The organism is Cyclobacterium sp. SOCE241, assembly GCF_056867545.1.
In genome coordinates, this window is sequence record NZ_CP149779.1 from 1,369,998 (window position 1) to 1,396,755 (window position 26,758).

The 26,758-nt window shown below is 43.4% G+C and carries 30 protein-coding genes and 3 pseudogenes; 1 reads left to right on the forward strand and 32 read right to left on the reverse strand.

Annotated features, from left to right (window positions below):
• Positions 1–4: 4 nt before the first annotated feature.
• The 21 genes and pseudogenes from WG932_RS06620 to WG932_RS06720 all read right to left on the reverse strand — a co-directional run bounded on the left by WG932_RS06620 (position 5) and on the right by WG932_RS06720 (position 16,277).
• The gene (locus WG932_RS06620; RefSeq protein WP_339904637.1) at positions 5–682 is read right to left on the reverse strand and encodes a hypothetical protein; all 678 of its coding nucleotides are present in this window, start codon (positions 680–682) and stop codon (positions 5–7) included.
• 84 nt (positions 683–766) lie between these two features.
• Positions 767–1,570, reverse strand: a complete 804-nt coding sequence (locus WG932_RS06625) for a ribose-phosphate pyrophosphokinase (RefSeq protein WP_483087408.1) — start codon at positions 1,568–1,570, stop codon at positions 767–769.
• Between the two features lie 4 nt (positions 1,571–1,574).
• On the reverse strand, positions 1,575–3,095 hold the full coding sequence (locus tag WG932_RS06630) for a thymidine phosphorylase family protein (protein WP_483088589.1): 1,521 nt from the start codon (positions 3,093–3,095) through the stop codon (positions 1,575–1,577).
• Entirely contained in the window at positions 3,095–3,847 is a 753-nt protein-coding gene (locus WG932_RS06635) for an MBL fold metallo-hydrolase RNA specificity domain-containing protein (RefSeq protein WP_483087409.1), read from the reverse strand. Before WG932_RS06635 ends, WG932_RS06630 begins: the two co-directional genes overlap by 1 nt.
• On the reverse strand, positions 3,757–4,464 hold the full coding sequence (locus WG932_RS06640) for an MBL fold metallo-hydrolase (RefSeq protein ID WP_483087410.1): 708 nt from the start codon (positions 4,462–4,464) through the stop codon (positions 3,757–3,759). The genes WG932_RS06635 and WG932_RS06640 overlap by 91 nt, the downstream gene beginning before the upstream one ends.
• A gap of 102 nt (positions 4,465–4,566) precedes the next feature.
• Positions 4,567–4,932 carry a PDDEXK family nuclease gene (locus WG932_RS06645; RefSeq protein ID WP_483087411.1) on the reverse strand — a complete coding sequence of 122 codons (366 nt, stop codon included), beginning with the start codon at positions 4,930–4,932 and terminating at the stop codon, positions 4,567–4,569.
• Positions 4,884–5,426 (reverse strand): ATP cone domain-containing protein, encoded by a 543-nt coding sequence (locus WG932_RS06650; RefSeq protein WP_483087412.1) that lies wholly within the window; start codon positions 5,424–5,426, stop codon positions 4,884–4,886. The genes WG932_RS06645 and WG932_RS06650 overlap by 49 nt, the downstream gene beginning before the upstream one ends.
• Before the next feature lie 903 nt (positions 5,427–6,329).
• Positions 6,330–7,385, reverse strand: a complete 1,056-nt coding sequence (locus tag WG932_RS06655) for a putative PEP-binding protein (protein ID WP_483088590.1) — start codon at positions 7,383–7,385, stop codon at positions 6,330–6,332.
• 150 nt (positions 7,386–7,535) lie between these two features.
• Positions 7,536–7,903 (reverse strand): annotated as a pseudogene (locus WG932_RS06660) (PEP/pyruvate-binding domain-containing protein); the annotation flags it as partial.
• Between the two features lie 308 nt (positions 7,904–8,211).
• The gene (locus WG932_RS06665) at positions 8,212–8,571 is read right to left on the reverse strand and encodes a hypothetical protein (protein ID WP_483087413.1); all 360 of its coding nucleotides are present in this window, start codon (positions 8,569–8,571) and stop codon (positions 8,212–8,214) included.
• Between the two features lie 47 nt (positions 8,572–8,618).
• Positions 8,619–9,782, reverse strand: a complete 1,164-nt coding sequence (locus WG932_RS06670; protein ID WP_483087414.1) for a 4Fe-4S binding protein — start codon at positions 9,780–9,782, stop codon at positions 8,619–8,621.
• Positions 9,760–11,616 (reverse strand): pyruvate:ferredoxin (flavodoxin) oxidoreductase, encoded by a 1,857-nt coding sequence (gene nifJ / locus WG932_RS06675; protein WP_483087415.1) that lies wholly within the window; start codon positions 11,614–11,616, stop codon positions 9,760–9,762. The genes WG932_RS06670 and nifJ overlap by 23 nt, the downstream gene beginning before the upstream one ends.
• Positions 11,607–12,071, reverse strand: coding sequence for a 4Fe-4S dicluster domain-containing protein (locus tag WG932_RS06680; RefSeq protein ID WP_483087416.1), 465 nt, complete (start codon positions 12,069–12,071; stop codon positions 11,607–11,609). Before WG932_RS06680 ends, nifJ begins: the two co-directional genes overlap by 10 nt.
• Positions 12,047–12,565 (reverse strand): FAD-dependent oxidoreductase, encoded by a 519-nt coding sequence (locus WG932_RS06685; RefSeq protein WP_483087417.1) that lies wholly within the window; start codon positions 12,563–12,565, stop codon positions 12,047–12,049. Before WG932_RS06685 ends, WG932_RS06680 begins: the two co-directional genes overlap by 25 nt.
• 10 nt (positions 12,566–12,575) lie before the next feature.
• The gene (locus WG932_RS06690; RefSeq protein ID WP_483088591.1) at positions 12,576–13,112 is read right to left on the reverse strand and encodes an FAD-dependent oxidoreductase; all 537 of its coding nucleotides are present in this window, start codon (positions 13,110–13,112) and stop codon (positions 12,576–12,578) included.
• Positions 13,055–13,252 (reverse strand): hypothetical protein, encoded by a 198-nt coding sequence (locus tag WG932_RS06695; protein WP_483087418.1) that lies wholly within the window; start codon positions 13,250–13,252, stop codon positions 13,055–13,057. Before WG932_RS06695 ends, WG932_RS06690 begins: the two co-directional genes overlap by 58 nt.
• A complete protein-coding gene (locus WG932_RS06700; protein WP_483087419.1) occupies positions 13,228–13,746 on the reverse strand; it encodes a CBS domain-containing protein in 519 nt (172 codons plus the stop codon). The genes WG932_RS06695 and WG932_RS06700 overlap by 25 nt, the downstream gene beginning before the upstream one ends.
• Positions 13,641–14,393, reverse strand: a complete 753-nt coding sequence (locus WG932_RS06705) for a site-2 protease family protein (RefSeq protein ID WP_483087420.1) — start codon at positions 14,391–14,393, stop codon at positions 13,641–13,643. The genes WG932_RS06700 and WG932_RS06705 overlap by 106 nt, the downstream gene beginning before the upstream one ends.
• A complete protein-coding gene (locus WG932_RS06710) occupies positions 14,390–14,593 on the reverse strand; it encodes a hypothetical protein (RefSeq protein WP_483087421.1) in 204 nt (67 codons plus the stop codon). The genes WG932_RS06705 and WG932_RS06710 overlap by 4 nt, the downstream gene beginning before the upstream one ends.
• Positions 14,594–14,727: 134 nt before the next feature.
• Positions 14,728–15,351: a hypothetical protein gene (locus tag WG932_RS06715; RefSeq protein WP_483087422.1), complete on the reverse strand. Its 624-nt coding sequence runs from the start codon at positions 15,349–15,351 to the stop codon at positions 14,728–14,730.
• Between the two features lie 14 nt (positions 15,352–15,365).
• A complete protein-coding gene (locus WG932_RS06720) occupies positions 15,366–16,277 on the reverse strand; it encodes a hypothetical protein (RefSeq protein WP_483087423.1) in 912 nt (303 codons plus the stop codon).
• Between the two features lie 123 nt (positions 16,278–16,400).
• Here WG932_RS06720 and WG932_RS06725 point away from each other — a divergent pair, with 123 nt between their 5' ends.
• Positions 16,401–16,553, forward strand: coding sequence for a hypothetical protein (locus tag WG932_RS06725; protein ID WP_483087424.1), 153 nt, complete (start codon positions 16,401–16,403; stop codon positions 16,551–16,553).
• Between the two features lie 171 nt (positions 16,554–16,724).
• On the opposite strand, the gene WG932_RS06730 is transcribed toward WG932_RS06725, so the two are convergent.
• The 11 genes and pseudogenes from WG932_RS06730 to WG932_RS06780 form a co-directional block, all read right to left on the reverse strand.
• Positions 16,725–17,735 carry a 6-phosphofructokinase gene (locus WG932_RS06730; protein WP_483087425.1) on the reverse strand — a complete coding sequence of 337 codons (1,011 nt, stop codon included), beginning with the start codon at positions 17,733–17,735 and terminating at the stop codon, positions 16,725–16,727.
• 66 nt (positions 17,736–17,801) lie between these two features.
• Positions 17,802–18,935, reverse strand: coding sequence for an alpha-glucan family phosphorylase (gene glgP / locus WG932_RS06735; protein WP_483087426.1), 1,134 nt, complete (start codon positions 18,933–18,935; stop codon positions 17,802–17,804).
• Positions 18,910–19,344 (reverse strand): hypothetical protein, encoded by a 435-nt coding sequence (locus WG932_RS06740; RefSeq protein ID WP_483087427.1) that lies wholly within the window; start codon positions 19,342–19,344, stop codon positions 18,910–18,912. Before WG932_RS06740 ends, glgP (WG932_RS06735) begins: the two co-directional genes overlap by 26 nt.
• 183 nt (positions 19,345–19,527) lie before the next feature.
• A complete protein-coding gene (gene glgP / locus WG932_RS06745; protein WP_483087428.1) occupies positions 19,528–20,358 on the reverse strand; it encodes an alpha-glucan family phosphorylase in 831 nt (276 codons plus the stop codon).
• A 20-nt stretch (positions 20,359–20,378) separates the two neighbouring features.
• Positions 20,379–21,298 (reverse strand): annotated as a pseudogene (locus WG932_RS06750) (alpha/beta fold hydrolase).
• Positions 21,299–21,302: 4 nt separating this feature from the next.
• On the reverse strand, positions 21,303–22,022 hold the full coding sequence (locus tag WG932_RS06755; RefSeq protein WP_014022531.1) for a DUF3347 domain-containing protein: 720 nt from the start codon (positions 22,020–22,022) through the stop codon (positions 21,303–21,305).
• Between the two features lie 84 nt (positions 22,023–22,106).
• Positions 22,107–23,720, reverse strand: coding sequence for an alpha-amylase family glycosyl hydrolase (locus tag WG932_RS06760; RefSeq protein ID WP_483087429.1), 1,614 nt, complete (start codon positions 23,718–23,720; stop codon positions 22,107–22,109).
• 31 nt (positions 23,721–23,751) lie between these two features.
• Positions 23,752–25,101: a dicarboxylate/amino acid:cation symporter gene (locus WG932_RS06765; protein WP_014022533.1), complete on the reverse strand. Its 1,350-nt coding sequence runs from the start codon at positions 25,099–25,101 to the stop codon at positions 23,752–23,754.
• Positions 25,094–25,363, reverse strand: a pseudogene (locus tag WG932_RS06770) (class I fructose-bisphosphate aldolase); the annotation flags it as partial. The gene WG932_RS06765 and the pseudogene WG932_RS06770, both read right to left, overlap by 8 nt.
• A 128-nt stretch (positions 25,364–25,491) precedes the next feature.
• Positions 25,492–25,764, reverse strand: a complete 273-nt coding sequence (locus WG932_RS06775) for a hypothetical protein (protein ID WP_483087430.1) — start codon at positions 25,762–25,764, stop codon at positions 25,492–25,494.
• Positions 25,761–26,519 (reverse strand): type II glyceraldehyde-3-phosphate dehydrogenase, encoded by a 759-nt coding sequence (locus WG932_RS06780; protein WP_483087431.1) that lies wholly within the window; start codon positions 26,517–26,519, stop codon positions 25,761–25,763. The genes WG932_RS06775 and WG932_RS06780 overlap by 4 nt, the downstream gene beginning before the upstream one ends.
• Positions 26,520–26,758: the final 239 nt, after the last annotated feature.

A 26,758-nucleotide genomic window follows, 5' to 3' on the forward strand; every position in this document is an offset into this window, starting at 1 on the left:
GATATCAATAGTTATCGTAATATTTCATAGTAAAGTAAGCTCCATTGTCCTCAGTGAATTTCTGACGTTGCAATACAAAATTTTCAGTCAGGTATTCTTCCACGACATAGATTATCGTTTTAATACGGATTCCCATTATGTATGCTTCAATAACAGCTTCACTACTTATTTTTATCGATTGGTCCTCTACCTCCTTTTTCCTGTTTTTTATGGTGACCAGGCTTTTAGATCCGAAAAAACTTAACATCCCGGATTCAACACTCATCTTCAATTGAATATCTATTAATGCTACTCCTTTACCCAATTCATACAGTCGCTGAAAATCTTCTGAAGTGACATCCACTCTTATCTTTTCGTCATTAGGATCAGTAAAGGGAAATACATTTAACAACACCTCAAACTCATTGCGTTTACACTGATAGGTGGTCGTGTACTTTTCTGTAAGCTGGCTGCTTGCGTCATAAAGCTCGGTTATTACCTTTATCAGATAATTTTTGCCCTCCTGCTCTAACTCTCCTGTAAAAAACACCTGCTTACCTAACAGGCCACCATTTTGATCAAAGTTTTCACGAACTATTCTTTTATTTGCTATTTGCTCGATGAACATTTCTTTCTCCTGTCCAAACAATATTACAGGGGAAAGTTGTAGAAATGCAATTAAGGTGAGCAAAACACTACGCATGATTTTTCATTAGTTTGTGAATATTTTTTGCCAGAATATCTGAAAGATCTATTTGGTTACTTTCATGCGGTATGGTGTTGCATGTTACGACCTGGCGCACCCCTGCATTTTTAGGTCAACATAGGCTGAGCCTGCAAATACGGCATGGACTCCAACACAAACCGGTGGACGCATGCCTGCTGTTTTTAAATGACCTACTGTCTCTATCATTGTTCTGGCCGTAGAAATGATATCATCCACAAGTACAGGAGTGTGATCTTTGTATTTTGTTACATCTGGGACGGACACTTCAACATCCCGGTCACCATGTCTTACCTTCTCTAACACTGTAAAAGGTGCGTCGGCTTCTTTTGCTACCTGAGAAACCCACTGCTCACTTTCGCTATCTGGTCCAATCAAAACAGGGTTTTCAATATTGGAGCTGATCCATTTTGAAATATGGGATGCAGCATGAATCAGTTTATTAGGTATACTGTAAATTTCACTCAAAGCACTTCTACGGTGCAGGTGGGGATCAACGGTGGTCAATGTATCGGCAAAGCCTGATATCAATTGAGCAAAATAAGTAGATGTAACTCCTTCTCCCGGATTGAACTGTTTATCCTGACGCATATAGGCTAAATAAGGCGCTACAAGACACGTACATGAAGCACCGAGCTCTTTGGCCGTCTTACTAAAAAAATACAAGGATAGTAATTTTGCATCCGGCATGTATAAGGTACAGACCATCACTACACATTTATCTTTAACATCCGAATGTATCTGAATATAGCTTTCTCCATCTGGGAATTTCCGGATGGTAGCTTCTCCTTTTTCAGCCTTGAGATTTTTGGCTATTTTATCTGTAAGGCTTTCGTTGCCCGGCAAAGCAAAAACTATCATATCCATAATATCATGATTCTTTGATTTTAATAATTTCCTTTTGGGTGTTTAGGTAAGAAAGAGCGTACTCAAGCTCCCCCTTTGACTCTGCGTGAATTTCAAATATAATGTCATTCTTTTTAACAGCACTACCTAAAGAGATATAGAGTAGAACTCCGGCGGTCTTAACACTCGGTGCTCCTGCTAGCTTGGCAACTTTAGCCAGTCTGCGGTTATCAATTTCAAAAACCCTCCCTTTCTGATTGGAATAAACAGGATGTTTAAGAGTAGCAATTCCGGGCTCCTTAAAATGCCCTTGTGCCTTACATATTGCCAGAAATTTGTCGTAAGCAGTTCCGTTTCTTATTATTTTCAAGGCTTTAAATTCCCCAGTGCCTACCACGGCCATACCGGCCATTTCCAATAATTCGCCAGCTAGGATTACAGCTCTTTCCCTAAGATCAGCTGGAGCATTCTTCTCATTCCTCAATACGGCCAAAACATCTTTGGCCTCAAGTGAAGGGCCGATACCTCGTCCTACGGGCTGAAAACCATCAGACAACACAATTTCTATATTCAGCCCTATGGCTTTACCTACTGCAATCATTTTTTCTGATAAATGCTCAGCAGCTAACTGAGAACGAACTTTGGCAGTAGGCCCAACGGGAATATCAATGACTACATCGGTAGAACCAGCTGCTGCCTTTTTAGAAAGCACAGAAGCGATCATCTGCCCTTCGCTATCAATATCTAATGCTTTTTCTACACGGATAAGTATATCATCAGCTGGACTAAGCTGTACTGATCCGCCCCAGGCCAGGCAACCACCTTCCTGCTTTACCACTTTTTTCATTTGCGCTATGGTAAGGTTTACATTGGTCATCACTTCCATGGTATCTGCCGTACCTGCTGGTGATGTTATGGCCCTGGATGAGGTTTTAGGGATAATGAGTCCCGCAGCCGCTACGATGGCGACTACTATTGGCGTTGTTCTATTACCAGGAAGCCCTCCAATGCAATGTTTGTCATATATATTCAATTCATCCCATTCCAATTTGTATCCAATATTGATCATTGATTTTGTGAGCGCAATTACTTCCTCTTTATCAAGCGAATCACCAGTACAGGAGGCAAGGAATGCTGAAAGTTGAAGGTTTGAAAGGTTCCGATTGACAATGTCTTTTACAATTGTATCAAACTCTCCCAGATTCAACCGGTGTCCATAAATTTTCTTTCGAACATAACTCATAGAACTCATAGCATCTAAATGGCTCAGCCTAAGCAAGTCACCTTCTTTAGTATCCAGGGCTTCAATGGCGGCATCAGAAAGGCCCAATTGATCGTGACTTAATTGTGACTCATCATCCCAAACGATAAGAGATGCTACGATAGTTTTTTCTCCTTTTGTAACTTTTATACGATTTAAAGCCTCAAACCCTTCCGATATACAAACCGGGCAGTCCTTACGCATAAATACCATATATTCGTTTCGAGCATCTATGCCTAATCTTACTAGTTTTAATACGTTATGCCGGGTATCCTTTGCTTCCATCACAATTCTACCTTTTGATTAAGTTGTGGGATATCTGTTTGCCATCCTTTATTATCTTCCAGGGCTTTTGACAAAGCTTCTGCCTGCTCTGCTTCCCCATGAATAATAAACACCTTTTCGGGTTGTTTTTTAATTTCAGAGAGCCAGTCAATCAAATCGTTTTGGTCACCATGCGCACTCAGTCCTTCAATGTGTTCCATGTGCATTTTGAACGGCAGCCATTTACCATAGACTTTGATTTCTTTCGCACCTTCCAACAACTTTCTTCCCCTGGTTCCTTCTGCCTGATAACCAACAAAAAGCAGGGTATCGTTACTATTATCTGACCTTGTTTCCATGTAGTTCAATATTCGTCCGCCCGTCATCATACCACTTCCCGCAATGACGATCTTAGATTTATTGTCGGCCCGCAGTGCCAGGGTTTCCCGGTAATTACTCACTACCTGAAAGTGGGCACACATCTCATCGCATTCATTGGGTTTTAGTTTGTGCCAATCCCTGGACATATGAAACAGTTGGAGTACATTAGCACCCATAGGGCTATCCATGATCATTGGTAGGTTAGGAATTCTTTTTTCTTTTAATAGCCTCCACAGCATGAGCATCATTAGTTGGGTGCGTTCGACCGCAAAGCTCGGGATGAAAAGACTTCCACCTCGAGCTATCGTTTCATTGACAACCCGCTCCAAATCAGGAATAATAGTCTCTTCTTCTGGATGAACCCTTCCTCCATAGGTGGATTCAATAAGCAATACATCCGCTTTTTCAGGCTTTTTGGCGTATACAAAAGCAAATCCTTTTTTCTACCAAGATCCCCGGAAAAAACCACACGTTTGCCGCTGCTCTCAACTTCTATAAAAGTGGATCCAATGATGTGGCCATTGTATTGCCACCTTACCTTAAAATCCTCTTCAATTAAATGCCAGTTACCTTCAGAAACAGGATTGAATAGCGGAATGGTATTTTCTACGTCTTTTAAGTCATAAAAAGCTTCTGCCGGACTATGCTTACTATACCCTTCTTTATTTGCCCTTGCTGCCTCTTCTTCCTGGATTTTTGCGCTGTCTTTAAGAATAATTTCAGCAATTTTTAAAGTAGGCATACTACCATATATTTTGCCTTTAAAACCAAGTTTAACTAATCGAGCTAAATACCCTGTATGGTCAAGATGCCCGTGAGTAAGTAGAACAGCACCAATAGATTGTGGATCATATTCAGGTGGTTCCCAATTGAGTAAACGCAATTCCTTTAATCCTTGGAACATACCACAATCCACCATCAGCTTTTTATCTCCGTTATCAAGTAAATATTTGGAGCCCGTAACCGTACCAGCTGCGCCTAAAAATTTTATGCTTATTTTTCCTTTCATGGGTAAAGTCTAATTTTTATCTTCCTATGGAATTCACATGGGTTATAAAATATCAAAGGTCTGGGTTTATTAATCTTGCCTGTCTTAGGTACTAAATACAAATCATTTATGGAGTGAAGTATTTCTTGAACAAATCTCCTTCCCTTCTTTAATGATCTTTTTGACCCGGGTCTGAGAAATTCCTATTTCTTCAAGCAATTGGGGTTTCTCACATAGTTCCTTACAAAGCACAATCATCTTATCAATCAGTTTTTGCTTCTCAGCCTTTGTGAGACTTGTAAGGCAAGTAACAGGGTGCAAACCATATAAATTGATCCTATCATTTAAACTTTCGTTTTTGGGATAATCCCAGCTTATAAGTACCAAACCAGAACATTCACCATACTGAATGGCATCTTTAGTAAATCGAGTATTGGTTACTACCCAGCCCTGATGAAACTTTTTGAATGCTCTGTACGTTTCTCCCATTGCTTTTTCACATCCTCAAACCGAGATTTGATATAGAGTGGTATTTTCACGTTGCATTTGTAACCCTGCCGATTATGAAACTTGCACTCCACCATAAAATGCTTATCATCTTTCTCTGCTTCCACATCTATTTCGTGAGACACACAATGGCCCAGAATGATTACTCCGACTTTAGTGCGGTATCCCTGATGTTTGAGAATTGCACCTACAAACTTTTCAAAGGGATAACCTGAAGGCCCCAGTTCTAAAATGGCTTGTTTAATTTTATACCTTCCTGCTATAGGTTTTGAGTGCTTTCGCAGTAATGAATATGCCTCGTTATAGATTTTCTTTGTCGACATACCATCAAAGAGTTGCCCTTTTATCTTGAAAACGATTTTGTCTATCATATCCAAACTAGCTCCAGCTCTTTCAAGAGATTGCTGGAGTTTTATTACAGAAAACGGTGCTTCTTCTCCTGAGGCTTTGGTTATAAAAACGATCTTTTCTGACATTCAAATTTCTTTATGATCCAATGTTAAAGTTAGAATTTTAACCTAGGAGTTATTTATGATATCCCACTTTCAATGTATGAAATTGTGCCTCTATTTGAATCTTTTGATTTAGGACATAAATCACTCTAATCCCATTATTAAAAAGGCATCAAATGCAGACTAGTCTCAGATTTTCATAAGCTTGGTACGGAATACTGAAGTCTCTTTTTATATCTTCTTGTTTAATAACCTGAGTTAGGGATAAGATCGCGTTAAAAAGCAACTAAATTGTAGCTTTGAACCCTTTTGGGAGGGATTGGGCTAGGGAAGGGTGTGGGAGTCCCTCCCTTACTGGGGATTCCCACGGCTTTCTACACTTAAACCCCTCTCTAATCCTCCCGATGACATTCTTGTTATGAAATTGGATCGAACCCAGTTCATCAATGAGTGATGCTCCTATTGGCGATTTTGATAACCAATTTGAAAGAGAAAAATAGAAGAACAAAAATCTACTGTCTGATTATCAGAAAATTAACCGTTTAGTTATATGATAGGTTAATAAGTTAATTTAGTCTAAACAAAAGCAGAAATAAACTAAAATTGATAGTTATTCGATACTGGCTAAAAACAGGTTCCCAAATCCCTGAGTACACCATTGTATCATCTGGTTATAACATCCTGATAGTTTAATCATTAGATATAAAATTACCCATTTGTTTTTAGCCACTAGTGATTTATTTTTTTTAGTTCTTTTCGGCATTAATAATGTTTTCAATTCCCTTTATAAGCGCATCTGGGTTATAAGAAATGCCATCTATCCCGCACTCCACCAAAAATTTGGCATATCCCGGATAATCACTGGGAGCCTGCTTGCAAAGTCCAATTTTACCCCTAGTGCATTTGCCTTTTCAATGGCCATTATAATTAATAGTTTAACAGCCTGATCGAAGGGGCGAATACCTCGCGCAACAATTCGGAGTCTCGGTCAGCACCCAAGGTGAGTTGTGTAAGGTCATTGGATCCGATTGAAAAACCGTCAAAATACTTGGCAAACTCCTCTTCCAATAGGGCGTTACTTGGAATTTCGAGCATCATGTACAGTTGCAGTCCGTCAATGCCTCTTTTAAATCCTTTATTGCCCATTAATTGGATGACTTTCTGTGCTTCTGCCACATTCCTGACAAAAGGAAGCATCAATTTTACATTAGTTAAGCCCATATCTTCCCTAACCAACTTCATGGCCTCACATTCCATTTCAAAAGCCTTTTGGTACAAGGGATAGTAGTAGAGGGAGGCTCCCCGAAAACCGATCATAGGGTTTTCTTCCTTTGGTTTAAAAGCGCAGCCCCCATTAAGATTGGCATATTCGTTGGATTTGAAATCGCTCATTCTCACGATCACATCCTTTGGGTGGAACGCTGCGGCTATAGTGGCCGTAGCCTCTTCCAGCCGGAGGATGAAATAATCCTGCTTGTTGGGGCAATGCTGCGTCAGTTCTTCTATTTCCCGCCGTACCTTTTTATACGAAATTTTTTCAGAATGGCGCAGTGCCATTGGGTGAACCCGAATCGTATTATTGATAATGAACTCCATACGCATCAGTCCTATACCCTTGTTGGGGAGAGCAGAGTATTTGAAAGCTTTATCGGGGTGGTTGAGAATGAGCATCACATCGGTTTTTGGTATTTCTATTTGGGAAAGGTCAATTTCCTTTTCATCCCATCTGGCTTCCCCGTCATAGATAAAGCCGGTATTGCCTTCAGCGGTGGAAACCGTGATAAGCTGCCCGTCCCTTATCGTAAGGGTGGCATCGCCGGTGCCAACGGTAGCGGTTGCGCCCACTTCCCGGGCCTTGATGGCCGCATGCGAAGTCCTTCCACCCTGGTCCGTTATAATAGCGCCCGCTTTTTTAAATGCCGGTTCCCAGTCGGGATCGGTCCAGCCCGTTACCAGTATCTCCCCTTTGGCCAGTTTGTCCATTTGAGAAGGTGACTTCAGCAATCGAGCCTTCCCCGAGAGAATACTATTGCCAAGGCCGATCCCCTCCCAGATCAGTTTACCTTTCTCTTTGATCTTATATTCCTTAAAGGATGCCGTTTTTACCTTTTGGCTATGGACCGTTTCAGGCCTTGCCTGGACAATGAAGAGTTCGCCACTCTCACCATCTTTTGCCCATTCTATATCCATGTGCCCCTTTTGATGTTGCTCTATAATATTATCCATTGTGCCAATTTGGCCACTTCCTCATCGCTCAATTTAAAGACCTGTTGCCGATCTAAAGGGGTGTTAATGTTAATAATCGCATCTTCCGGTCTTACGATATCAAGTACCGATTTCTCCGAATAGATCATGGTTTTTATCTTTGTGCCAAAATTTCGTGAAATAATGGCCTGGTTCACTTTGCCAAGAAATGGCTTGAACACTAAAAACTCACCGGTGTTCACGCTTCCCTGCACTACATTTTCGCCAATACCTTTATCTGACAAGTTATGGTACATTTCGCCAAGGGAAGCATTTTTACCCCTACCTGTGGGATGTTTTTGATCCCTATTTCATTAAAATATTTGATGTATGTTTTCGTTTTGTTTTATAATTAATAGATGTTTTCTATCAAGATCTTTTTTTATGAGACTTGATCAAACCACTGGGCAAAATTTATTTGCCTCCCATCCCGACATATCTTCGTAGGTTTTCCATCGTAAATTAATCAGTTCCTGTGCCCCGTCAAGCAGGCGTTCCGCCTCTAGAGGGTTGGTACGTGCCAAAATGCTATAGCGCAGTTCATTGTAAGCATAGTCCTTTAATTTTATAGTGGGCCTTGGGAGTCAAGCACAAACGGGCTTTTGCCCATTTGCCGCAAGGTTGGGTTGTAACGGATCAGGGGCCAATGCCCACAATCTACGGCCAGTTTTTGCTGGGTCATCCCTTTTCGCATATCAATTCCATGTGCTATACATTGACTGTAGGCTAATATAATAGATGGACCGGGATAGGCCTCTGCCTCACGCATGGCGAGCAGAGTTTGTTGTGCGTTGGCACCCATGGCCACCTGCGCCACATAAACATTCCCATAGGAAATAGCCTGAAGAGCAAGGTCCTTTTTGCCAACTTTTTTCCCTCCTGCCGCAAATTTCGCTGTAGCTGCGGTCGGGGTAGCTTTAGACATTTGCCCTCCCGTATTGGAATATACTTCGGTATCCAGAACAAGTATGTTTACATTCCTACCTGTGGAAAGTACATGATCCAGCCCCCCGAGCCTATGTCATAGGCCCAGCCGTCACCGCCCACCGCCCACACACTTCGCCTGACGAGGTGGTCTGCCACCGACAGCAGTTTTTCAGCTTCGTCCCGATCCATTTGGGCCAATTTTTTCTTCAGTTTGGCTACCGCTTCCCTTTGCCTGCTTATTTCCGATTCGTAAAGCTGATCATTGTCAAGCAGGCTGCTTGTCAATTCTTCGCCTATCTCAGGGCTTAAATGCTGCAACAACCCCCTCGCCATAGCCAGATGGTTATCGGCCGCAATCCGCATGCCCAGGCCAAATTCGGCATTGTCCTCGAACAACGAGTTCGACCAGGCCGGCCCCCGGCCTTCTTTATTTACAGCCCAGGGCGTTGTAGGCTGGTTGCCTCCATAAATAGAGGAGCAACCGGTAGCATTGGCCACAATGAGCTGCTCCCCAAACAACTGGGTAAGCACTTTGATATAGGGTGTTTCGCCACAGCCGGCACATGCTCCCGAAAACTCGAATAAAGGCTCAAGGAATTGCGCGCCCCGTACCGAGGAAAAATCCATTTTTGCCCGATTGTTTATGGGAAGGCTTTCAAAGAAACTAATATTTTCTCTTTCCTTTTCCAGAACAGGTACCCTGGGCCTCAGGTTGATGGCCTTGATGTTTTCATCATCAGGGTCGGTAACCGGGCAGACTTCCACACAGAGGTTGCAGCCGGTACAATCTTCCACATATACCTGCAGGGTATAGCGTGTCTCGGGAAATCCGCGTGCATTGATAGGCGCGGAAGGAAATTCCTCATGGGCCGGTTCCAGATAGGCCTCGTTATAGAATTTAGATCGTATAACGCTATGCGGGCATACAAAACTACAATTGCCACATTGAATACATAAATCTTTATCCCATTGGGCCACCATATCGGATAGATTGCGCTTTTCCCAACGGGTGGTCGCACTCGGATAGGTGCCATCAACAGGCAGTTGGCCAACAGTAAGTTCATCGCCGTCGCCACGCATCATCATGGCGGTAACCTGCTGCACAAATTCAGGTGCTTCGGGCAGTACGGTCGGAGGGAGTGGAAGATGGCCCGAGGCTTTCGTCGGCACCTTTACCTCAACCAAATTATCCAGGGCCGCATCTACCACACGGAAATTCTGCTCGATTACGGCTTTTCCTTTTTGGAGTAGGTTTTTTTATGGATTCTTTGATCCTGTCTATGGCTTCCTCCTTCGGCAGTACACCCGAAAGCGCGAAAAAGCAAGCCTGCATAACGGTATTTATTTTCTCTCCCAGTCCGGCGGATTCTGCCACCCCAGACCCATTGATTACATAAAATTTGAGTTCCCTTTCTACGATCTGTTCCTGAACAGGGCGGGGAAGGCGGTCCCAAACTTCGTCAGCACTATAGGGGCTGTTCAATAAAAAAGTGGCTCCCTGCGCCGCAAAACGGAGCATCTGGACTTTTTCGATATAGTTGAATTTATGGCAGGCAATAAAACCGGCCTCCCGAATCAGGTAAGGGGCGTTGACAGGCTCTTTGCCAAAACGCAAATGGGAAACCGTCTGCGTTCCGGATTTTTTGGAGTCGTACACAAAATAGCCCTGGGTATTTAGATTTGTTCCCTCCCCGATGATCTTAATACTGTTTTTATTGGCGCCTACCGTCCCGTCGGACCCCAGCCCGAAGAAGAGCGCGCTTATGGTACCTTTGGGAATAATATCGAAAGCAGGATCATATTCAATACTGGTATGTGAAACATTGTCCTTGATGCCTACCGTAAAACCATTTTTGGGAAGGGGCTTTTTCAGTTCATCAAAGATGCCTTTGGCCATAGCCGGGGTAAATTCTTTGGAAGAAAGCCCGTACCGCCCACCTACAATATTCGGGAAAGAAGTAATCTGCCCCAAGCGGTAAGCTTCCGCCAAAACTGTAACTACATCCTGGTAAAGGGGTTCCCCGGCAGCACCAGGCTCCTTTGTCCGGTCCAGTACCGCTATTTTTTTTACCGAAGGTGGGAGGGCCTCCAGAAAATGTTTTAGGGAAAAAGGACGGAAAAGCCTTACTTGCAGCACTCCCACTTTTTCCCCGGACAGGGCCATAGTTTTGACCGTTTCGCGGACCACTTCAGCACCGGAAGCCATGATTACGATCATTCTTTCGGCATCCATATCACCAAAGTATTCATATAGGGTATAATGCCGGCCGGTGAGCTTGCCAAAATCATCCATCGCTTTTTGAACAATTCCCGGAATATCCGAATAGTAAGGGTTAACAGTTTCCCTTGCCTGAAAGTACACATCGGGATTTTGGGCTGTTCCCCTGATAAAGGGATTATCGGGGTTTAAGCTGCGCTGGCGATGGGCGTAAACCAGATCATCATCTATCATAGCCCTGATTTGCCCGTCTGTTAAAAGGCTGATCTTGTTCACTTCATGAGAAGTACGGAACCCATCGAAAAAATGAATAAAGGGTACCCTTGATCTCAATGTTGCCGCCTGGCAGATAAGGGCCATGTCATGGGCTTCCTGCACAGATGCCGAAGCGATCATGGCAAAACCTGTGGTCCTGGCTGCCATCACGTCGCTGTGGTCGCCAAAAATAGACAGTGCCTGTGCAGCAAGCGACCGTGCCGCCACATGAAAGACCGTTGCCGTGAGTTCCCCCGCGATCTTGTACATATTGGGCAACATAAGCATCAAACCCTGCGAAGCGGTAAAGGTTGTGGCCAACGCCCCGGTTTGAAGCGCACCATGAATAACACCTGCAGCGCCACCTTCACTTTGCATTTCTATGACGTCCGGAATATTGCCCCAAATGTTTTTCACTCCTTTTACGGACCATTCATCGGCATGCTCGGCCATTGGGGAGGCAGGTGTGATGGGATAGATCCCACATACTTCATTAACTCGGTAAGCGACGAATGCAACGGCTTCATTGCCGTCAATGGTTACTTTTTTTGATTGATCCTTTAGGGGCATAGCCTTAAGTTTTTAGGTTCTGGAATCATTTCTATGGCATGGCAGGGGCATTGTTCATAACATATCGCACAACCTGTACAGCGATCAAAGTCATACTCATATCTATTGCCTGCCCCCAGCTTTATTATGGCGTCTTCCGGGCAGGCAGCATAGCAACCATCACATTCAAAGCAATTGCCACAGGAGAGGCAGCGTTGTGATTCAAAAAGTGCTTCTTCTTCGCTTAATCCAGCCTTTATTTCATCAAAGCTTTCGATACGCTTTTGAACGGAAAGGGAAGCCTGCTCCTTTTGTGGGGCAGTTGTATTATACCAAAGTTGCAGTCGTTCATGGCCTACGATTGGATGTTTAGGCGGTTTATTATAGGAGGCACTCCGCAAAAATCCATCTATATGGCGTGCTGCTTTTTTACCATGTCCTATTGCTACTGTTACGCTGCGCTGGCTGGGTACCATATCGCCCCCGCAAAAATTCCTTCATGGCCGGTCATCATATCGGGCCCAACAATTACGGTCCCATCTTTGTTGAAACCAATGCCGGGCACGTTTTTTAAAAACCCTGTATCGGTATCCTGTCCCACGGCCAATATGAGCGTATCGGCTTCCAGAGTTTCAAACTGCCCGGTGGGTACGGGTCTTCCTTCTTCTAAGCGCATCACCTCAACGGTGAATGCTTCTTCGTCCATCGCTTTTATAGTGCGTAGCCAGTTGATCTTTACACCTTCTTCCAGGGCTTCTTCCGCTTCAAATTCATGGGCTGGCATATGTTTTTGGTCTCGCCTGTAGATGATGGTCGCCTCGGTTGCCCCCATCCGTTTTGCCGTTCGCGCGGCATCCATGGCTGTATTGCCCCCACCATAAATGGCCACCCTTCTACCTATTTTAGGCTTTTCGCCCTCTTCCACCTGTTTTAAAAAGGCAATAGCATCCAAAAATTTTCCAGTATCCATGCCAGGGATATCAATTTTTTGAGAGATGGGCACCAACGGCGATGAAGACGGCATCAAAACCACCAGCCTTTTTTTCTTTCAGTACATTTTCAACTTTATGGTCCAGTACAATCTTTACCCCCATGGCCAAAATACGCTCTACCTCATGGTCCAAAATACTTCGCGGAAGCCGGTAGGCAGGGATCCCAAAGTGCATCATACCACCTGCTATGGGCCCAGCCTCATGGATTTCAACGCTATGCCCCAATCGGGTAAGATGGTAGGCTGTGGACAGTCCGCTTGGTCCCGCTCCAACCACCAGCACCCGTTTGCCCCCAGGTTTTTTATCAAATTCTACTTTCCAATTTTTCCTGATGGCCTCATCGCCCAGAAAACGTTCAATAGCATGAATGCTTACCGGACTGTCTATAAAGGTGCGGTTACAGCCATCTTCACAAGGGTGGTAACATGCACGCCCCATCACGGCAGGCATAGGGTTATCCTCTATAATTACCTGCCAGGCTTCTTCAAACTTTTTGTCCTGTGCCAGTGCCAGCCATGCCTGTATGTTTTCTCCGGCAGGGCAGGCATGGTTACAAGGGGAAGTAAATCTACATAGTCCGGGCGCTGCTGCCTATCCGGTCCGGTGCCGGTATCATGGCTTTTAAGGTCCGCAGGCGAGGTCAAATCCTTATATTTCCGTTCCATAATTTTAAGGTTTTTGAATTTGCTGAAATTTTTGAATGTACATTTTGACTATGAGAATTTTGGTAATTTGAGTCCTTTTTTACTGCAATCAGTTCGTTGATACCCTTAATGTCCACAATGCCCAAAAGCTGTCCGTCCTCCACTACCAGAGCAAGTGAAAGGTTGTTGGCCGCAAGATTTTGATAAACCTCCTGCAAGGGCATATCGAGGGCGATTATGATAGGATCCTTTCGCATCACTTTGTATACCGGAGAAGTATTTCCATATTCGGACAAACCCTTAATTAGTTCCTTTCGTGTCAGGACACCTTTTGCCTGATCGTTCTCTACCACCACAAATCCTTGTTCCTGAGTATTCCGCAACATTTGTACTGCTTTTTCAAAGGTTTCTAAGGGCGATAGGCGGGTATACTGTTGGACCAAAACGTCACTTGCCGTGTATCCGACAAGTGCAGATTTGGCACTTTCATGTACCGCCTCAGCCCCAGCCCCCAAAAAATAAACAGACCGATGAACACCAGCCAAAAATTTGTAAAGAACCCCAGGAAAACAAATACGATGGCCAGCAATTGCCCTACCTGTACGGCGATTGTGGTGGCCCGAAGCTTGTCCAAGTTGAACGCCAATACTGCCCTTAGCACCCTTCCGCCATCCATAGGGAATGCCGGTATCAGATTAAAAACCGCTAGGATCACATTGGCAGTCATGAGGTTGAACCAGAAATTTTCCCCAGCTACGTGGTCTATTTCCGAGATGGGCAATAATTGATCGTTTGACAACAGAAAAATATAGAGGATTCCGGCAATTACGACATTTACCGCTGGGCCGGCCAGTGCTACGGCCAGTTCTTGGGAAGGTTTTTCGGGCATTCTATTGAGACTGGCCACGCCCCCGATCGGGTAAAGGGTAATATCACGTGTTGGGATGCCGTATTTTTTGGCCATTAGTGCATGGCCAAACTCATGCAGTACCACACAGCCAAACAAAGCTAGGATAAAGAGGGCACCTGCCAAGCCTTCGGCCCATCCGTGTCCCATTTGAAAGTGCATCATGAATATCCATCCAATAATGATCCAGAAGGTCCAATGGATAAATACCTTGATACCAGAGTAGCTTCCCATATATAATGACCATTTTTTCATGATTGTACGATTTTAAGGGTTTTTAATCTGTTGGCCAGTACTATCACTACACCGTATCCGAACAAGCCGAGAAGGAATACAAACCTATACCCATAAAGGATGGAGATGACAATGGCAAAGATCGAGGCCGCCACGCCCGCCACGCTTGATATTCCTAATAAATAGGGGATGCTTTTCTTTTCTTTCAGGGAGGAAGCCATTTTTAGCAGTACTGGAAAAGGGATTCCTATAAAGAAAGACGGAAGCAGCAAAAATAGGGCAATCCAGAATTCGGATAGTTGTTTATACCATATTGGGAGCAGTACATATACGGTCAATAAAGAAACCAAAATGATCAAGGCCGTGTATATGATGAGCTTGCGGGAAAGATTTTTTTGAAAGTTCCCGTCAAAAGGCTACCCACCCCATTGCCCAATAAAAATGTAAAAAGCAACAATGAAAAAGACTGGGAAGGATTGGAGAGCTTTAAGTTGAGTACCTGAAAAAGATACCCCTGTATGAGTATGTACGAGAATCCCAACAAAAAGGACATGAGTGCCCAGGCTTTAAATTTTCTTTGCATGTCCATAGTGGTGTTTTCTGAAAAAGAAACCGATTTCCATCCTTTGAAATGGTTGAATATGAACCATCCGACGATGAACAGACCAAGCAATAAGGGGGTTGTCATGGCATCGGGTATGCCGTTGTTATAATTAAAAAAATAGGGGGAATCATCGGAAACCGGGCTCAAATTTATGGATGCTGCTTTCCATAGCTTGTCATAGGCATAGGAGCCTTTGGAGATATCATACAACAGATCGTCGAACATATACCACTTATAATTTACGTTTTGTACGGTGGTGTCCAAACCTTCTTGTTGGATATATGGAAAATAAATCAGGTCTCGATCCAATTCCTCATAGTGTGCCGTAGCATGGACCTTCTCCATCATTTTCTGCTCAAAAGGGTGCTTTTTCATGACCAATACGGGGTTCATAACATTGGAGTAGATATAAACTTTTTTAACGCCTCTATTTGACTGACCCCCATCTGATCCTGGAGCTCCAAAAAGTTGGCGAGCATTTTATAGACTTCCTGCCTTGCATGCATCGTAAAATAGATAGCCCCTTCTTTCGTTAAACCATCTAGATAATCTGCAAGTGCCTCCATGGTAAACAGATAGTTTTCGGTAAGTCCGTAAAAATCTGTGCCCCTTGAACTTTTGGTTACAGGGATGGTCAACATAATGGCATCGTATTTCCCCTTGTTTTCAACCACAAAATTTCTTCCCTCGTTCACATGTACTTTTATGTTCTCCTTATCAAAGAAGGTAGAGGGATTGTGCTTTTTCATTAATGCTACAAAGGAAGGATTGACCTCTGCCGCTTCAATATATTTAAAGCCCATGAAGTATGTTGCAGCAATATCTATTCCACCACCAGGACCTATTATCAGCACGGAATCCTTCTCCTTTTCGCTTAAAAAGCTCAAAGCAAATACGCCCGGAAATCCGGATAACACCTTTCCCATTTCAACAGTATCCTTGGCAAGCTCGTCGATATTGACGACATTGGTGCCCGCAGCGGCATCGATAAACATTGATTTGGACACTGTACCGTCAGGATATGTAAACTTGATCAGATCAGTCTTCCCAAAAGCGCTCCAACGGCTTTCCAGTTTTTCGCTTTTAAAAGAAGGGTTGGCTATTAACCGGTACATATCCTTTGAAGGGTCTTTAGCAACGGGAATATCAAAGTTCAGGGCATCTTTGGCAAAGCCCATCAGAAAAATAATTACCAGCACTAAGGGGACCAGTATTTTTAAAAAACGGTTCTTAACAGCTATCAGCCCTATTACGAGGGCCAGCAGCAGTAACCCTATGGCAATCACCACCACCTGTACCAAACCAAATGTATTGAGCAAAAAAACGGAGGCGAGTGCGCCCGTGCCGCCCCTATGAGATCTATGGCGTATAGGGTTGACACATTTCGTTTATCTACCTCAAATATGTGGGCATAAACAATTCCGATGGCTATAAATGGAACAGTTGACAAGAGTATAATAATGGGCAGGCCAAAATCTGTGGATGATGAAACGCCTATTTGTGAAAGGCCAAGCAAAAGGGCAAAACTCAGAAACATCGAAATCGACGGTAGTGCTATCCACCAAAGCAATGAATGATCTATCTTCTCTGAATACTTGGCATATGTTATCTGCCCAACGCCAAGACCCAGTATGGAAAAAGCAATGATAAGGAGCACGAAATGAAAACTAAGAAGGTACGAGAACAGTCGGGACAGACTTATCTCGAAGATTATGGTCGCCGCAGTCAGCAAGAAAATAATCGCTATGTTAGTTGCCGATCCTTTCATTGTATTTTTCATTCCCAAATAGTTCCAAAAGTCCCTGTAATTCATCATTTATTTGATGTTGTTTAACCACTTCTTCAAAGGGGGTAGAATGTAATCGATTGTTTAAAACACCAACCATTATGTTCTTTCTACCTTTTAAAAGTGCATCTACAGCTGCCACTCCAAGCCGAATGCCCAACATTCTATCCAAAGCAGAAGGATTGCCACCTCGCTGTACGTGGCCCATCCTCGTAATCCGTAAATCGATATTTGCATTGATTTCTTTTATTTTGGATGCAACAAGTTCAGCTCCTATTTCATCACCTTCGGAAATCACGATAAGAAAGGCATCTTCACTATCGTAATTTTTAATCTTATCCAATAGGTAAATAAAATCTGCACCACTCTCAGGAATAAGTATGGCATCGGCACCTACCATCAATCCTGAGTGAATGGCGATGTACCCTGAATCCCTACCCATTACTTCCACTATGAACACCCGGTTATGCGATTCAGCGGTATCTTGTATTTTATCGATGTTTTCAATAGCTGTATTTACTGCGGAATCAAAGCCGAGGGTATAATCGGTGCCGGAAATATCGTTGTCGATGGTGCCGGGGATACCTATAAAAGGGAGGTCACATATTTCCGAAAAAGCCAACAAACCTTTAAAAGTGCCATCGCCACCTATAGCGATCAGCGCATCAACGTCATTTTTTTTAAGATTTTCCAAAGCCCGCTGTCTTCCTTCTAGCATTAAAAAACGTTTGCTTCGAGCCGTTTTTAGTATTGTTCCTCCGCGATGTGCCATCTTTTGCAATTTATGGGTGTCCAGAGGAACCAAATCGCCATCTATTAAACCCTCATATCCTTTTCGGATGCCGCTTAACCTCATGCCACTTTGTTCTGCTTTTTTGCAATTCCGAATAATGCGGCATTCATCCCTGGGGAATCGCCTCCCGAGGTAAATACTGCTATATGTTGCTGTTTTATGTTCTTCATCTTCTTGCATTTTTAACTATTGAACCTCTTAGAAAAAATTCTCAGTTTTTTCATTTCCAGTTTCTAATTTCGATTTTTAACGCTGCCATACTATCAAGTTATCCTCCAACGGCACAGAAACTCCTTCGTAGCTGGGTACAATACGTACTGTATAGTGATCGATAGGTCGGGAAGAATTTACCTGTACATAAAAGTTATGTGCCCCATCCTCTCCTATCCAATCAAATTTCATCTTGAGGTTTTCAGACGTTTCACCGTTGATACCTTCGGCGAATAGTTCTACCTGAATATGTTTGGGGTTTATTCCATTCAACCAAATCGGTACTTTAAGGTGGTGTTTTTGGCGTACACTTTCAATTTCAACTTGATCGAATTTTATGGCATCCCATTTATTTTTGAGCTCATGTCCTGCGCTAACAATTCTTTTCCCTTTAGCTCCTTTTCTAGCTGCGGATTTTTTATAGTTGATTGCTGCGGGCAGATAATAGTCCTCTGTATATTCGCGAACCGTTCGGTTGGCGGAAAAACGAGGCGTTAGGGTTGCCATACTTTTTCGCATGCGTCCCACCCAAATTTCCGACACTCCTTTTTTGTTACGTGCATAGAATTCGGGGACGACCTGCTGCTCCAGTATTTCATATAGTGTTGCTGCCTCCTGCGCGTCCCATGCGGGATCATTGCCATGTTCTTGGCCATCACCCAATGCCCAACCCACCTCCGGAGTATATGCCTCGGCCCACCAACCGTCCAATTCCGACAAGTTGAGGCCACCATTTACAAGTACTTTCATACCACTGGTCCCGCTGGCTTCCCATGGTCTTCTCGGTGTATTTAGCCACACATCAACGCCTTGAACCAAATTTTCTGCCAACATCATGTCATAATCACTTAGAAATAGGACATGTTTGTACAAATTATGTTGTTGAATAAACCGTACCCATTTTCGTATCAATCCTTTTCCTGCTTCATCAACTGGGGGAGCTTTACCTGCCAATACCAATTGTACAGGATGTTCCGGATGGGTAAGAATTCGGACAAGCCGTTCGGGATCGTACAATAAGAGGTCCGGTCTTTTGTAAGGCACAAATCGACGAGCAAATCCCAATGTCAAGGTGCCCGGGTCAAAAACTTGGTTTGCGATCTCGACCACTTCTGCTGGTAGGCCAGAGACTAGGGCCTGCCTCTCAAACCTTCCCTTTAAAATCGACAAGACGATTTCTAGATCGGTCCCTAAATTCCCAGAGTTTTTCGTCGGATAGCTTAGAAATATGTGCCGAATGGTCATCTAGTTCACCCCTCCAGCGATCTTTTCCACAGGATTCAGTCCAGATTTCATCGGCATATTTGGAATCCCAACATGGCATGTGCACTCCATTGGTCACATGGCCTACCGGGACTTCCGCTACCGGCCAGCGCGGGAAAAGATTGTTAAAAAGATTTCTACTTACCTCTCCGTGCAATTGGCTAACTCCATTTACCGCCCCACTACCACGGATGGCCAGATAGGCCATGTTAAAACTCTCTGAATGGTTATTTGTGTTTGCCCGCCCCAGGGCCATGAGTTCATTAAAGTCCAGGCCCAGTTGTTCTTTTGCATAAGTACCTAAATGGTATTCCATGGACGAGGGGCTAAAATGGTCAAAACCGGCCGGCTGCACCTGCGTGTGTCGTAAATAAGTTGCCCGCCCGTGTAACAGCAAGCGCCTCGGCAAATGAAGTTCCGTTCTCCTTCATAAAATCGTTGGCGCGTTCCAGAACCAGAAACGCAGCATGTCCTTCGTTCAAGTGACATACTTCGGGCATTATATCCAAGGCCCGGAGCAATTTATAACCCCCACTCCCAATATGATTTCCTGTTTTATACGCAGATCAGTCCCTCCGCCATACAACTCATCCGTTATTCCACGATGTGTGGGCAAGTTGGCGGCGTCGTTGCTATCCAAGAGATAGAGCTTAGACCTACCTACCTGTACCTGCCATGCACGGAGCCATACCGGATGACCGGGCATCGACACTTTTATTCGCAACCATTCCCCATTCGGTAGACGCAAGGGCGTAACGGGCAATTGCCCCGGGTCATTATAGGGGAACAAGGCATTTTGAGTGCCGTATTTATCGATTTCCTGACGGAAATATCCTTTGGCATAAAGTATCCCAACGGCAACAACCGGTACACCCAGATCGCTGGCCGATTTCAATTGGTCGCCCGCCACATTGCCCAGACCACCTGCATAAATAGGCAGGGCCTCGTTGAGCATATATTCCATACTGAAATAGGCAATGGTCGTAAGTGCTGCCTTCGGGTGGTTGTGCTGAAACCACGAAGGCATGGAAATCGCCTGATCGTTTTTCTTTAACAGGCCATCGAGCTTTATCCGAAAAGCCGGATCTGCCAAATGCCCTTCAAGTCGATCCCGTGAAATCATTTGCAAAATGACCCATGGATTGCGTGTGAATTCCCATAGCTCTGAATCTAGTTGTCGCCATAATTCATCAGAGGCATGGTTCCATGACCAACGGATGTTCAGGGCCAGTTCTATAAGGCCATCGATTCCCTCGATGTCCGTGTGCATCAACCCGTAGAGTTGATTTGCGTTGATTTTTTGTTCTTTCATTTTTCTGTTGTTTTTCAATTTTTATTCAGTCCTTGGTATTATGATTTTTTATCAAAAAAAATCCCTACAGCTTTCCAGACAATGTTTGGGTCCTTTAAAAAAAGTTGGTGGTCGCCACCGTTGATGGTCAGAAACTTCGAATTTAAAATGGTATCGGCCAATTTAATCGCATTATCCATGGGCGCAGTCGTATCTTGATTCCCGTGGATAAAAACAACTTTTTTGTCTCCGATTTTTCTGACAATGGCATATAGGTCCGTTTCTAGGATTATTTCGTTCAACGAATTATTATAACTCTGCCAATTATGTTTTTTAGCGTCTGCAAATACTTCATCTGACAGGTTATCTGGCTTGAATGGTCGGGTCATAAAAATGGGATGCAGCAAACAGAGGTATTTGGAATATTTGTTTGTCGCAAGTCTGTCGAAAAGTGAATGTTTTGACATTATTTTCTTGAACTCGTCCATATTTTTGTACACAGGGGTGCCTATCGTTATTGCACCTTTAAACCAATCGGGGTGCTTTGCAAGAAGCGCTAATGCTATCACAGTACCCATGGAGTGTGCGACAAGCACTGTTTTGCTGCGATCAAAACCTTCCCTTGAAATAGTTGCCTCCAAAGCGCCCACCTGCATCTCCAGTCTATAATCGCTATTGGGCTTGGGGAGTCGCCAAAACCAAGCAAGTCGACCAATAAAATTTTATGCGTGTTCGTAATGGCATCCAAATCCCTTTTCCAATAGTTTTTAGAGCCTGTTAGGCCATGGATAAAGACGAGGTTCTTTTCCCCCGACCCTAATATTTCAAAATTCGAGGGCATGGCCTCAAAAGTATAGGGTGGTGCCAGTACTACCTGGAGATATTGATAACCGGCAATTATAGCTATCGGAAGCACTACTAATATTAAGATGCCCAATGTCATTTTAAAAATTTTATATCCCCGTTTTTGTGTATTCATATCTTTATAGAACTTCTTCTATTTTACCGCACTTCAACATTTTATCCCCATTATAGGGATTGCGAATTTCTTTATTTTCGGAAATCCAATAAGCTCCCTTGCCATCAAATGCCATGGGACAAAAAGCCGCATAAAGCGCCATCTTGTCTTTCAGATCAAAACTTTTGACAGTACAGTAGACCACTTCGGAAATATGGCTGAAGTAAGAGCGTTTTTCTTCTAGGCTTGTAACATGCCGTAGTTCCTTTAGTTTTCCGGTGTACAGCTTGCTATGTTGATCCCACGCTACCAATCCGTCTTCCTTTAGGCTATTTGCCACCACGTCAGCTACCTTTTGTTCCATAGTGGCCGAGGCATCGTCAATTCTTTTAAGATCGCCCTTGACAAAGGCATCTTTAAGAAGGAGATAGGCCTGTACGACTTCTTGCAAATCGTCCTTGGTGCTTTTCTCCGGCTGAAATGGATTTTCTAGGATGATAATGTCCTGATGGGCAAAATTGTCCTTTAATGATTTATGTTGGGCATGCATTCCACTGCCGGTATCCGTGTCGCCGTTTAAAACTTCCTTCGATGATTGGCCCGTATTGCTTTCAACATCCATTTCTTCATGGCTTTGCATCTCAGGGGTTGAATTCCTATTTGTCTTATTTTCATTTTTGCACGCCACGAGTATTAAAAAAAGCAGCAATGCCAATAGGCTAAAAATTGTTTTTTTCGTTTTCATTTATTCTTGTTTAACTGTTTTTGAATATCAAAAACTCCATGGGTTTTAACTTTACCTTGATAAAAAGGCGGCCATCTTGTTGATCTATATTTTTTTCGATCGGGATTTTTTCGTGTTGCCATAGATGCATTCCATACGAATAACCTCTTTATTGATAATGCTATCGACCACTATATATTCCTCTTTGGTATCCTTTGGGGAAGAATTATAGACTATAAGAATTTCTCCCTGATACAGGATCCTTGAAAATGCCAAAAGACATTCCTCACAATTGGGAAATTGAAAATCAAGTCCGTTTTCTGAAGTTTCCCTGAAATACATCCTGCCGAACTTTAAAATGGCTTCCTTTTGTCTAAGATGCGCCAAGACCGCAATGTTCTTGTATATCCATGATTCTTGGTTCAATACGTTTGTCTCCTTATCATCAGGATCGAACATTCCTTCCCTAATATATCGGTCATCCATGCCGTTGCCTTCAAAACCTTGTTCAGTACCGTAATAAATACATGGAGCGCCTAGGGCACAAATAAGAAAGCCCATGCCCGCAACAATTTGTTCAGGAGTAGCATTATGGCCAAAGCGGTGTTTAAAGTCCATTCCTACTTGATCATGATCATCGATATAGGTGACCAGGAAATCCCCATACTCACCGCGGCTTAGGGCATTCCTTTGTAAGTCCGAATACCGCTGTATCAATTTATTCGGGGAAGAATTTCCCTTTATCACTTCTGCAAGAACACTGTGCAACGGATGATCTAAAATGGAATCGAGCCCATAATATACATTCCGATCCTCCGGCAGCATTTTGGGGCCTATATACGGATTGCCCATCTCATCATTACCGATAATTTCGCCAAACAAAAAGAAGTTTCTCTTTCCCAGCGAATAGGCATATTCCCTTATATTAGAACAAAAACGGCTGATATCGCCACCTTTCATATGTTTGACGGCATCCAAACGAAAACCGTCCACATCCGTCTCACGTATCCAGTAACAATGTATCTTTGCCAATATCGCCTGTAAATCTTCACTAGCAGGGGAACCATCGTTCCTAAATGTTTTTAAGGTACAGAAGTCTCCTTCTTGGGTCTCGGGATACGCATCGAAATTCCTGATCTGCCCTTTTCGGTTATAAACCTCCTGATCTTTGAGTTCGACTGGAAGCGGCCTGTCTTTCTCGCGCCAACTTCCCAGTGGAAACCGTTGCCCTTCCGCATAGAAATAGTCGTAATCAAAGGGATAGGACCAATTATCTCCCGAATGGTGCAGAACGATATCCAAAAACACCCGTATATCCAGCGCGTGGGCTTTGTCCACCAGTTGTTCCAGTTCTTCCTTGGTACCCCAGCGTTTGTCAACATCCATATAATTCTGTATGGCGTAGCCATGGTAGGATCCAGGATTATTTTCAAACACAGGACTCAGCCAAAGGGCAGTACAACCCAAATTTTTTATATAATCGATGTTGTTTATGATGCCCTTAATGGTGCCCCCAAAGGGCTTTTGCAGTTGATCTTCATTACCGAAACCTGGATGACGGATATCGAAATTCTTCGAATGTCGCGCCTCGCTATCATGAAACCGGTCGACCATCAGAAAATAAATGATTTCCTCTCGCCATTCCCTGTGACAGTTTACCCAGTAGGCCTTACCCGGTTTCGGGGAAAGATCTATTTCGTTGATCGATTTTATCATCATCCAGTTCTTTATACATTTAAACAGTGAAATATTACGTATTTGCTTTTATACCACTCTCTTTAGTTCCTTCCATTTCATTCCCATAAAAACGATTGAAAACCATACAGGCTGTTAGGTCACCGGTAACATTGACTGCTGTTCGGAACATCCCAAGCAAGCGCTCAACTCCTATTATTATGATAACTCCTTCGGCGGGAATTCCTGCGCTGGATAGCACCGAAGCCAAAATTACAACGCCACCTCCCGGTATGGCAGGGGTTCCAATGGAAGCCGCAACTATGGTAACAATGACCAAAACAATATTTAGGAGGCCCATTTCAAGTCCATAAGCCTGTGCTATGAACAAAGTCGTTATGGTCTGATAGAGTGCCGTCCCATCCATATTCACAGTAGCCCCAATTGGAATTATAAAATTACTTATAGTGGCATCCACTTTGAGTTCTTCCTCTGCTGTTTTTAGCGACAAGGGCATAACTGCCGCCGAGCTTGTTGTAGAGAATGCCAATAGCTGGACATCAGTGATTTTACGTAAAAATTTAAGAGGGTTGCTCCGGCCAAGTATGCTTACCACTGCAAGGTAAAAACCGATCAACATTAACAAACCTATAAGCACCACAAGTACATAAAAGCCCAAACTTGAAAGGGAGTTTAGCCCAATGCTCGAAGTTAGCTGTGCCATTAAACCGAATACGGCGATCGGAACCAATAACATGGCCCATTTGACCACCGTCATACAGATTTCCTGAATGGCCCCTAAGAGTAACTTTACCGGTTTGAGCAGGTCGTCGGTAAGCGATAACACGGCAACACCTATTATAATGGTGAAAATAACGATACTCAACATATCACCGCTTACCATTGATGCCAATGGGTTTTCGGGTAGTAAATCCGTTATCGCATTCGGAATATCGTTTATTCCAAAGGAAAGTTCAGTACTTTTGGCGGTATCGGCCAATGCATTTGCATGATCGACCTCCGCCTGTTGGTGCAGAAACTTTCCCGGTCTAAAAAGTAACGCCAGTAGGGTGCCTATTGTAACTGAAATAATTGTTGTTGAAATAAAATATAAGAGTACCCCGCCGCCCAATCTTTTCAGATTTTCTTTATCGTTACTGGCGATGCCCGTAATGATCGAGGCCACGATCAAAGGAATCATGATCATCTGCACCAATTTAAGAAAGAGCATACCGGGTAGGGCCAACCAGTTCCCTAAAACATCGGCAGTGCTTTTATTGACCCAACCATTTTGAGGGCTTAACAATAAGCCAACACCAACTCCTAGAAACAAAGCAATGATAACCTTGAGCCACAGCCTATTTTCTACTAGTTTTCGCAGGTAGTGGTTTAGGGATTTTAATGATTTTATTTCCGTATCAAGCATTCTTATATCTGCATAAATCTATAGGGTGCTCTGTCGCCAGACTTTCATACATTGCATCGTCATATTCACCAAATTTTAGGGCTTTGAACCCATAATTTGTGGCTGGTAATTTCTGTTTGATGATATCCGCCTGAATTGTGACCCCAAAGTGATTGGCCTGTCCCGTTAAATCCGCAGCGGTGTGATAGTCTTCCTTATCCGTTTTGAAAGCATCGTTATGGGTGTAGCACCACAAAATCGTGCCCATACCGAGGCCATGGGCTTCGGCAAAAACTCACAAAACCCCTCTTATCTGTCGATTACTTTCCATTAATCCAAAAGTTAAGGCCAACCCGTTACATCCTGCACCGAGGCCAGTTTTATAATATTTACCGGATCAAAATTATGTTGCTATTGATTAATACCTAGACTTTTATTGGTCATTGAGATGGATTTATTACCATCAGTCTCGATTCCTGTAAGTGCGCGAATGGCATCTATGGTCTCGGGGATTACAATCGCTTGGTTATCGACCACATAGGCGTAAAAAAGTTCATCGCCCACAACCTTTAGCATATCTTCCCAAAGGGCTACCTCGTACATATCACCCCAAGGTCTGCCCATATCCATGAACATTTCCTTGATGGTGTTGTTAGATACCAAGCCTTGGTCATAGTGTATCAATTTGATTCGGCTCGAAGTTTTAAAGGCCTTGAGCACTTCTTCCTTAGACGCTTTTTCTTTAACTTAACGGTCCAATAATGCATATGGCTAAGCGTTTCCGGTACCTTTACCGCCATGGTAATTACGTCCAGCTCTGGATCTACACTTTGAGCATCCGGTCCCTGATGACTGGGAATGTCTTTTTCCGGTACCATCGTATTCATAATACCGCCGAGGTGGCTTTCCCAAGGGTCGGTAGCTCTGCGTAGCAAAGTTCCGCGAGCATTTTCTAACAAATCTGCTTTTTTGAGAGCAGTGAGTGAACGTAAAATGGAGGTTGTATTGCAAGAAACTACCCGTGTGCTCTCTCGATTTAAACCTGAAGCATAATTATTTTCTGCACTAAATGAATGGCCTGTGGTTTCATGCTTTTCACCTCCTTGAAGAATAAATTTGATTTTACGTGCTTTATATGTCTCCACGTTTTTAGCTGCAACCTTCTTTGGTGTGCAATCAACTACCAGATCACTAATATCCAATAGCTCGCCCATGCCACCTGCCAGAGGAATTCCCACCTGCTCCATACTAACTTTTGCCTCATCAGAAGCAGCATAAACCAGATACCCCTTCTTTACAGCAGTTTGTATCCTCCAATCACTAATTACATCACATACTCCGACTAATTCCATGTCATTTTGCAGTGCGATGGCATCCGCCACTCTTTTGCCGATTACGCCATATCCTATAAGTGCTATTTTCTTTTTCATCTTATCCATTGTCTATTATTTTATTTCATATCCAAAGTTAAAAATACAGCTTTGGCTTTCGTTATGGAATTATGTCTAAGATGTATGAAATTGTAGAGTTGATCTAAATATTGAAGATGAATAGATTAGTTATAATCTATTCTATGGATAATCCATCGCTTTAGATTATATAGTTGCTTTAAGACATAAGTGCTGCAATCCAAAAATTTCAACTTATATATCAATTATTTTGGAAATTATTTCATACA

Bases quoted from the DNA above. Each gene is read 5' to 3' on its own strand.
- WG932_RS06620 (WP_339904637.1), bottom strand. From the start codon at position 682: ATGCGTAGTGTTTTGCTCACCTTAATTGCATTTCTACAACTTTCCCCT.
- WG932_RS06625 (WP_483087408.1), bottom strand. From the start codon at position 1,570: ATGGATATGATAGTTTTTGCTTTGCCGGGCAACGAAAGCCTTACAGAT.
- WG932_RS06630 (WP_483088589.1), bottom strand. From the start codon at position 3,095: ATGGAAGCAAAGGATACCCGGCATAACGTATTAAAACTAGTAAGATTA.
- WG932_RS06640 (WP_483087410.1), bottom strand. From the start codon at position 4,464: ATGAAAGGAAAAATAAGCATAAAATTTTTAGGCGCAGCTGGTACGGTT.
- WG932_RS06645 (WP_483087411.1), bottom strand. From the start codon at position 4,932: ATGGGAGAAACGTACAGAGCATTCAAAAAGTTTCATCAGGGCTGGGTA.
- WG932_RS06650 (WP_483087412.1), bottom strand. From the start codon at position 5,426: ATGTCAGAAAAGATCGTTTTTATAACCAAAGCCTCAGGAGAAGAAGCA.
- WG932_RS06655 (WP_483088590.1), bottom strand. From the start codon at position 7,385: ATGGACAAACTGGCCAAAGGGGAGATACTGGTAACGGGCTGGACCGAT.
- WG932_RS06665 (WP_483087413.1), bottom strand. From the start codon at position 8,571: ATGTCTAAAGCTACCCCGACCGCAGCTACAGCGAAATTTGCGGCAGGA.
- nifJ (WP_483087415.1), bottom strand. From the start codon at position 11,616: ATGCCCCTAAAGGATCAATCAAAAAAAGTAACCATTGACGGCAATGAA.
- WG932_RS06680 (WP_483087416.1), bottom strand. From the start codon at position 12,071: ATGGTACCCAGCCAGCGCAGCGTAACAGTAGCAATAGGACATGGTAAA.
- WG932_RS06685 (WP_483087417.1), bottom strand. From the start codon at position 12,565: ATGGATACTGGAAAATTTTTGGATGCTATTGCCTTTTTAAAACAGGTG.
- WG932_RS06695 (WP_483087418.1), bottom strand. From the start codon at position 13,252: ATGGAACGGAAATATAAGGATTTGACCTCGCCTGCGGACCTTAAAAGC.
- WG932_RS06705 (WP_483087420.1), bottom strand. From the start codon at position 14,393: ATGAAAAAATGGTCATTATATATGGGAAGCTACTCTGGTATCAAGGTA.
- WG932_RS06710 (WP_483087421.1), bottom strand. From the start codon at position 14,593: ATGGCTTCCTCCCTGAAAGAAAAGAAAAGCATCCCCTATTTATTAGGA.
- WG932_RS06715 (WP_483087422.1), bottom strand. From the start codon at position 15,351: ATGAAAAAGCACCCTTTTGAGCAGAAAATGATGGAGAAGGTCCATGCT.
- WG932_RS06725 (WP_483087424.1), top strand. From the start codon at position 16,401: ATGGCTATAAATGGAACAGTTGACAAGAGTATAATAATGGGCAGGCCA.
- WG932_RS06730 (WP_483087425.1), bottom strand. From the start codon at position 17,735: ATGCAAGAAGATGAAGAACATAAAACAGCAACATATAGCAGTATTTAC.
- WG932_RS06740 (WP_483087427.1), bottom strand. From the start codon at position 19,344: ATGGAATACCATTTAGGTACTTATGCAAAAGAACAACTGGGCCTGGAC.
- WG932_RS06755 (WP_014022531.1), bottom strand. From the start codon at position 22,022: ATGAAAACGAAAAAAACAATTTTTAGCCTATTGGCATTGCTGCTTTTT.
- WG932_RS06760 (WP_483087429.1), bottom strand. From the start codon at position 23,720: ATGATGATAAAATCGATCAACGAAATAGATCTTTCCCCGAAACCGGGT.
- WG932_RS06765 (WP_014022533.1), bottom strand. From the start codon at position 25,101: ATGCTTGATACGGAAATAAAATCATTAAAATCCCTAAACCACTACCTG.
- WG932_RS06780 (WP_483087431.1), bottom strand. From the start codon at position 26,519: ATGGATAAGATGAAAAAGAAAATAGCACTTATAGGATATGGCGTAATC.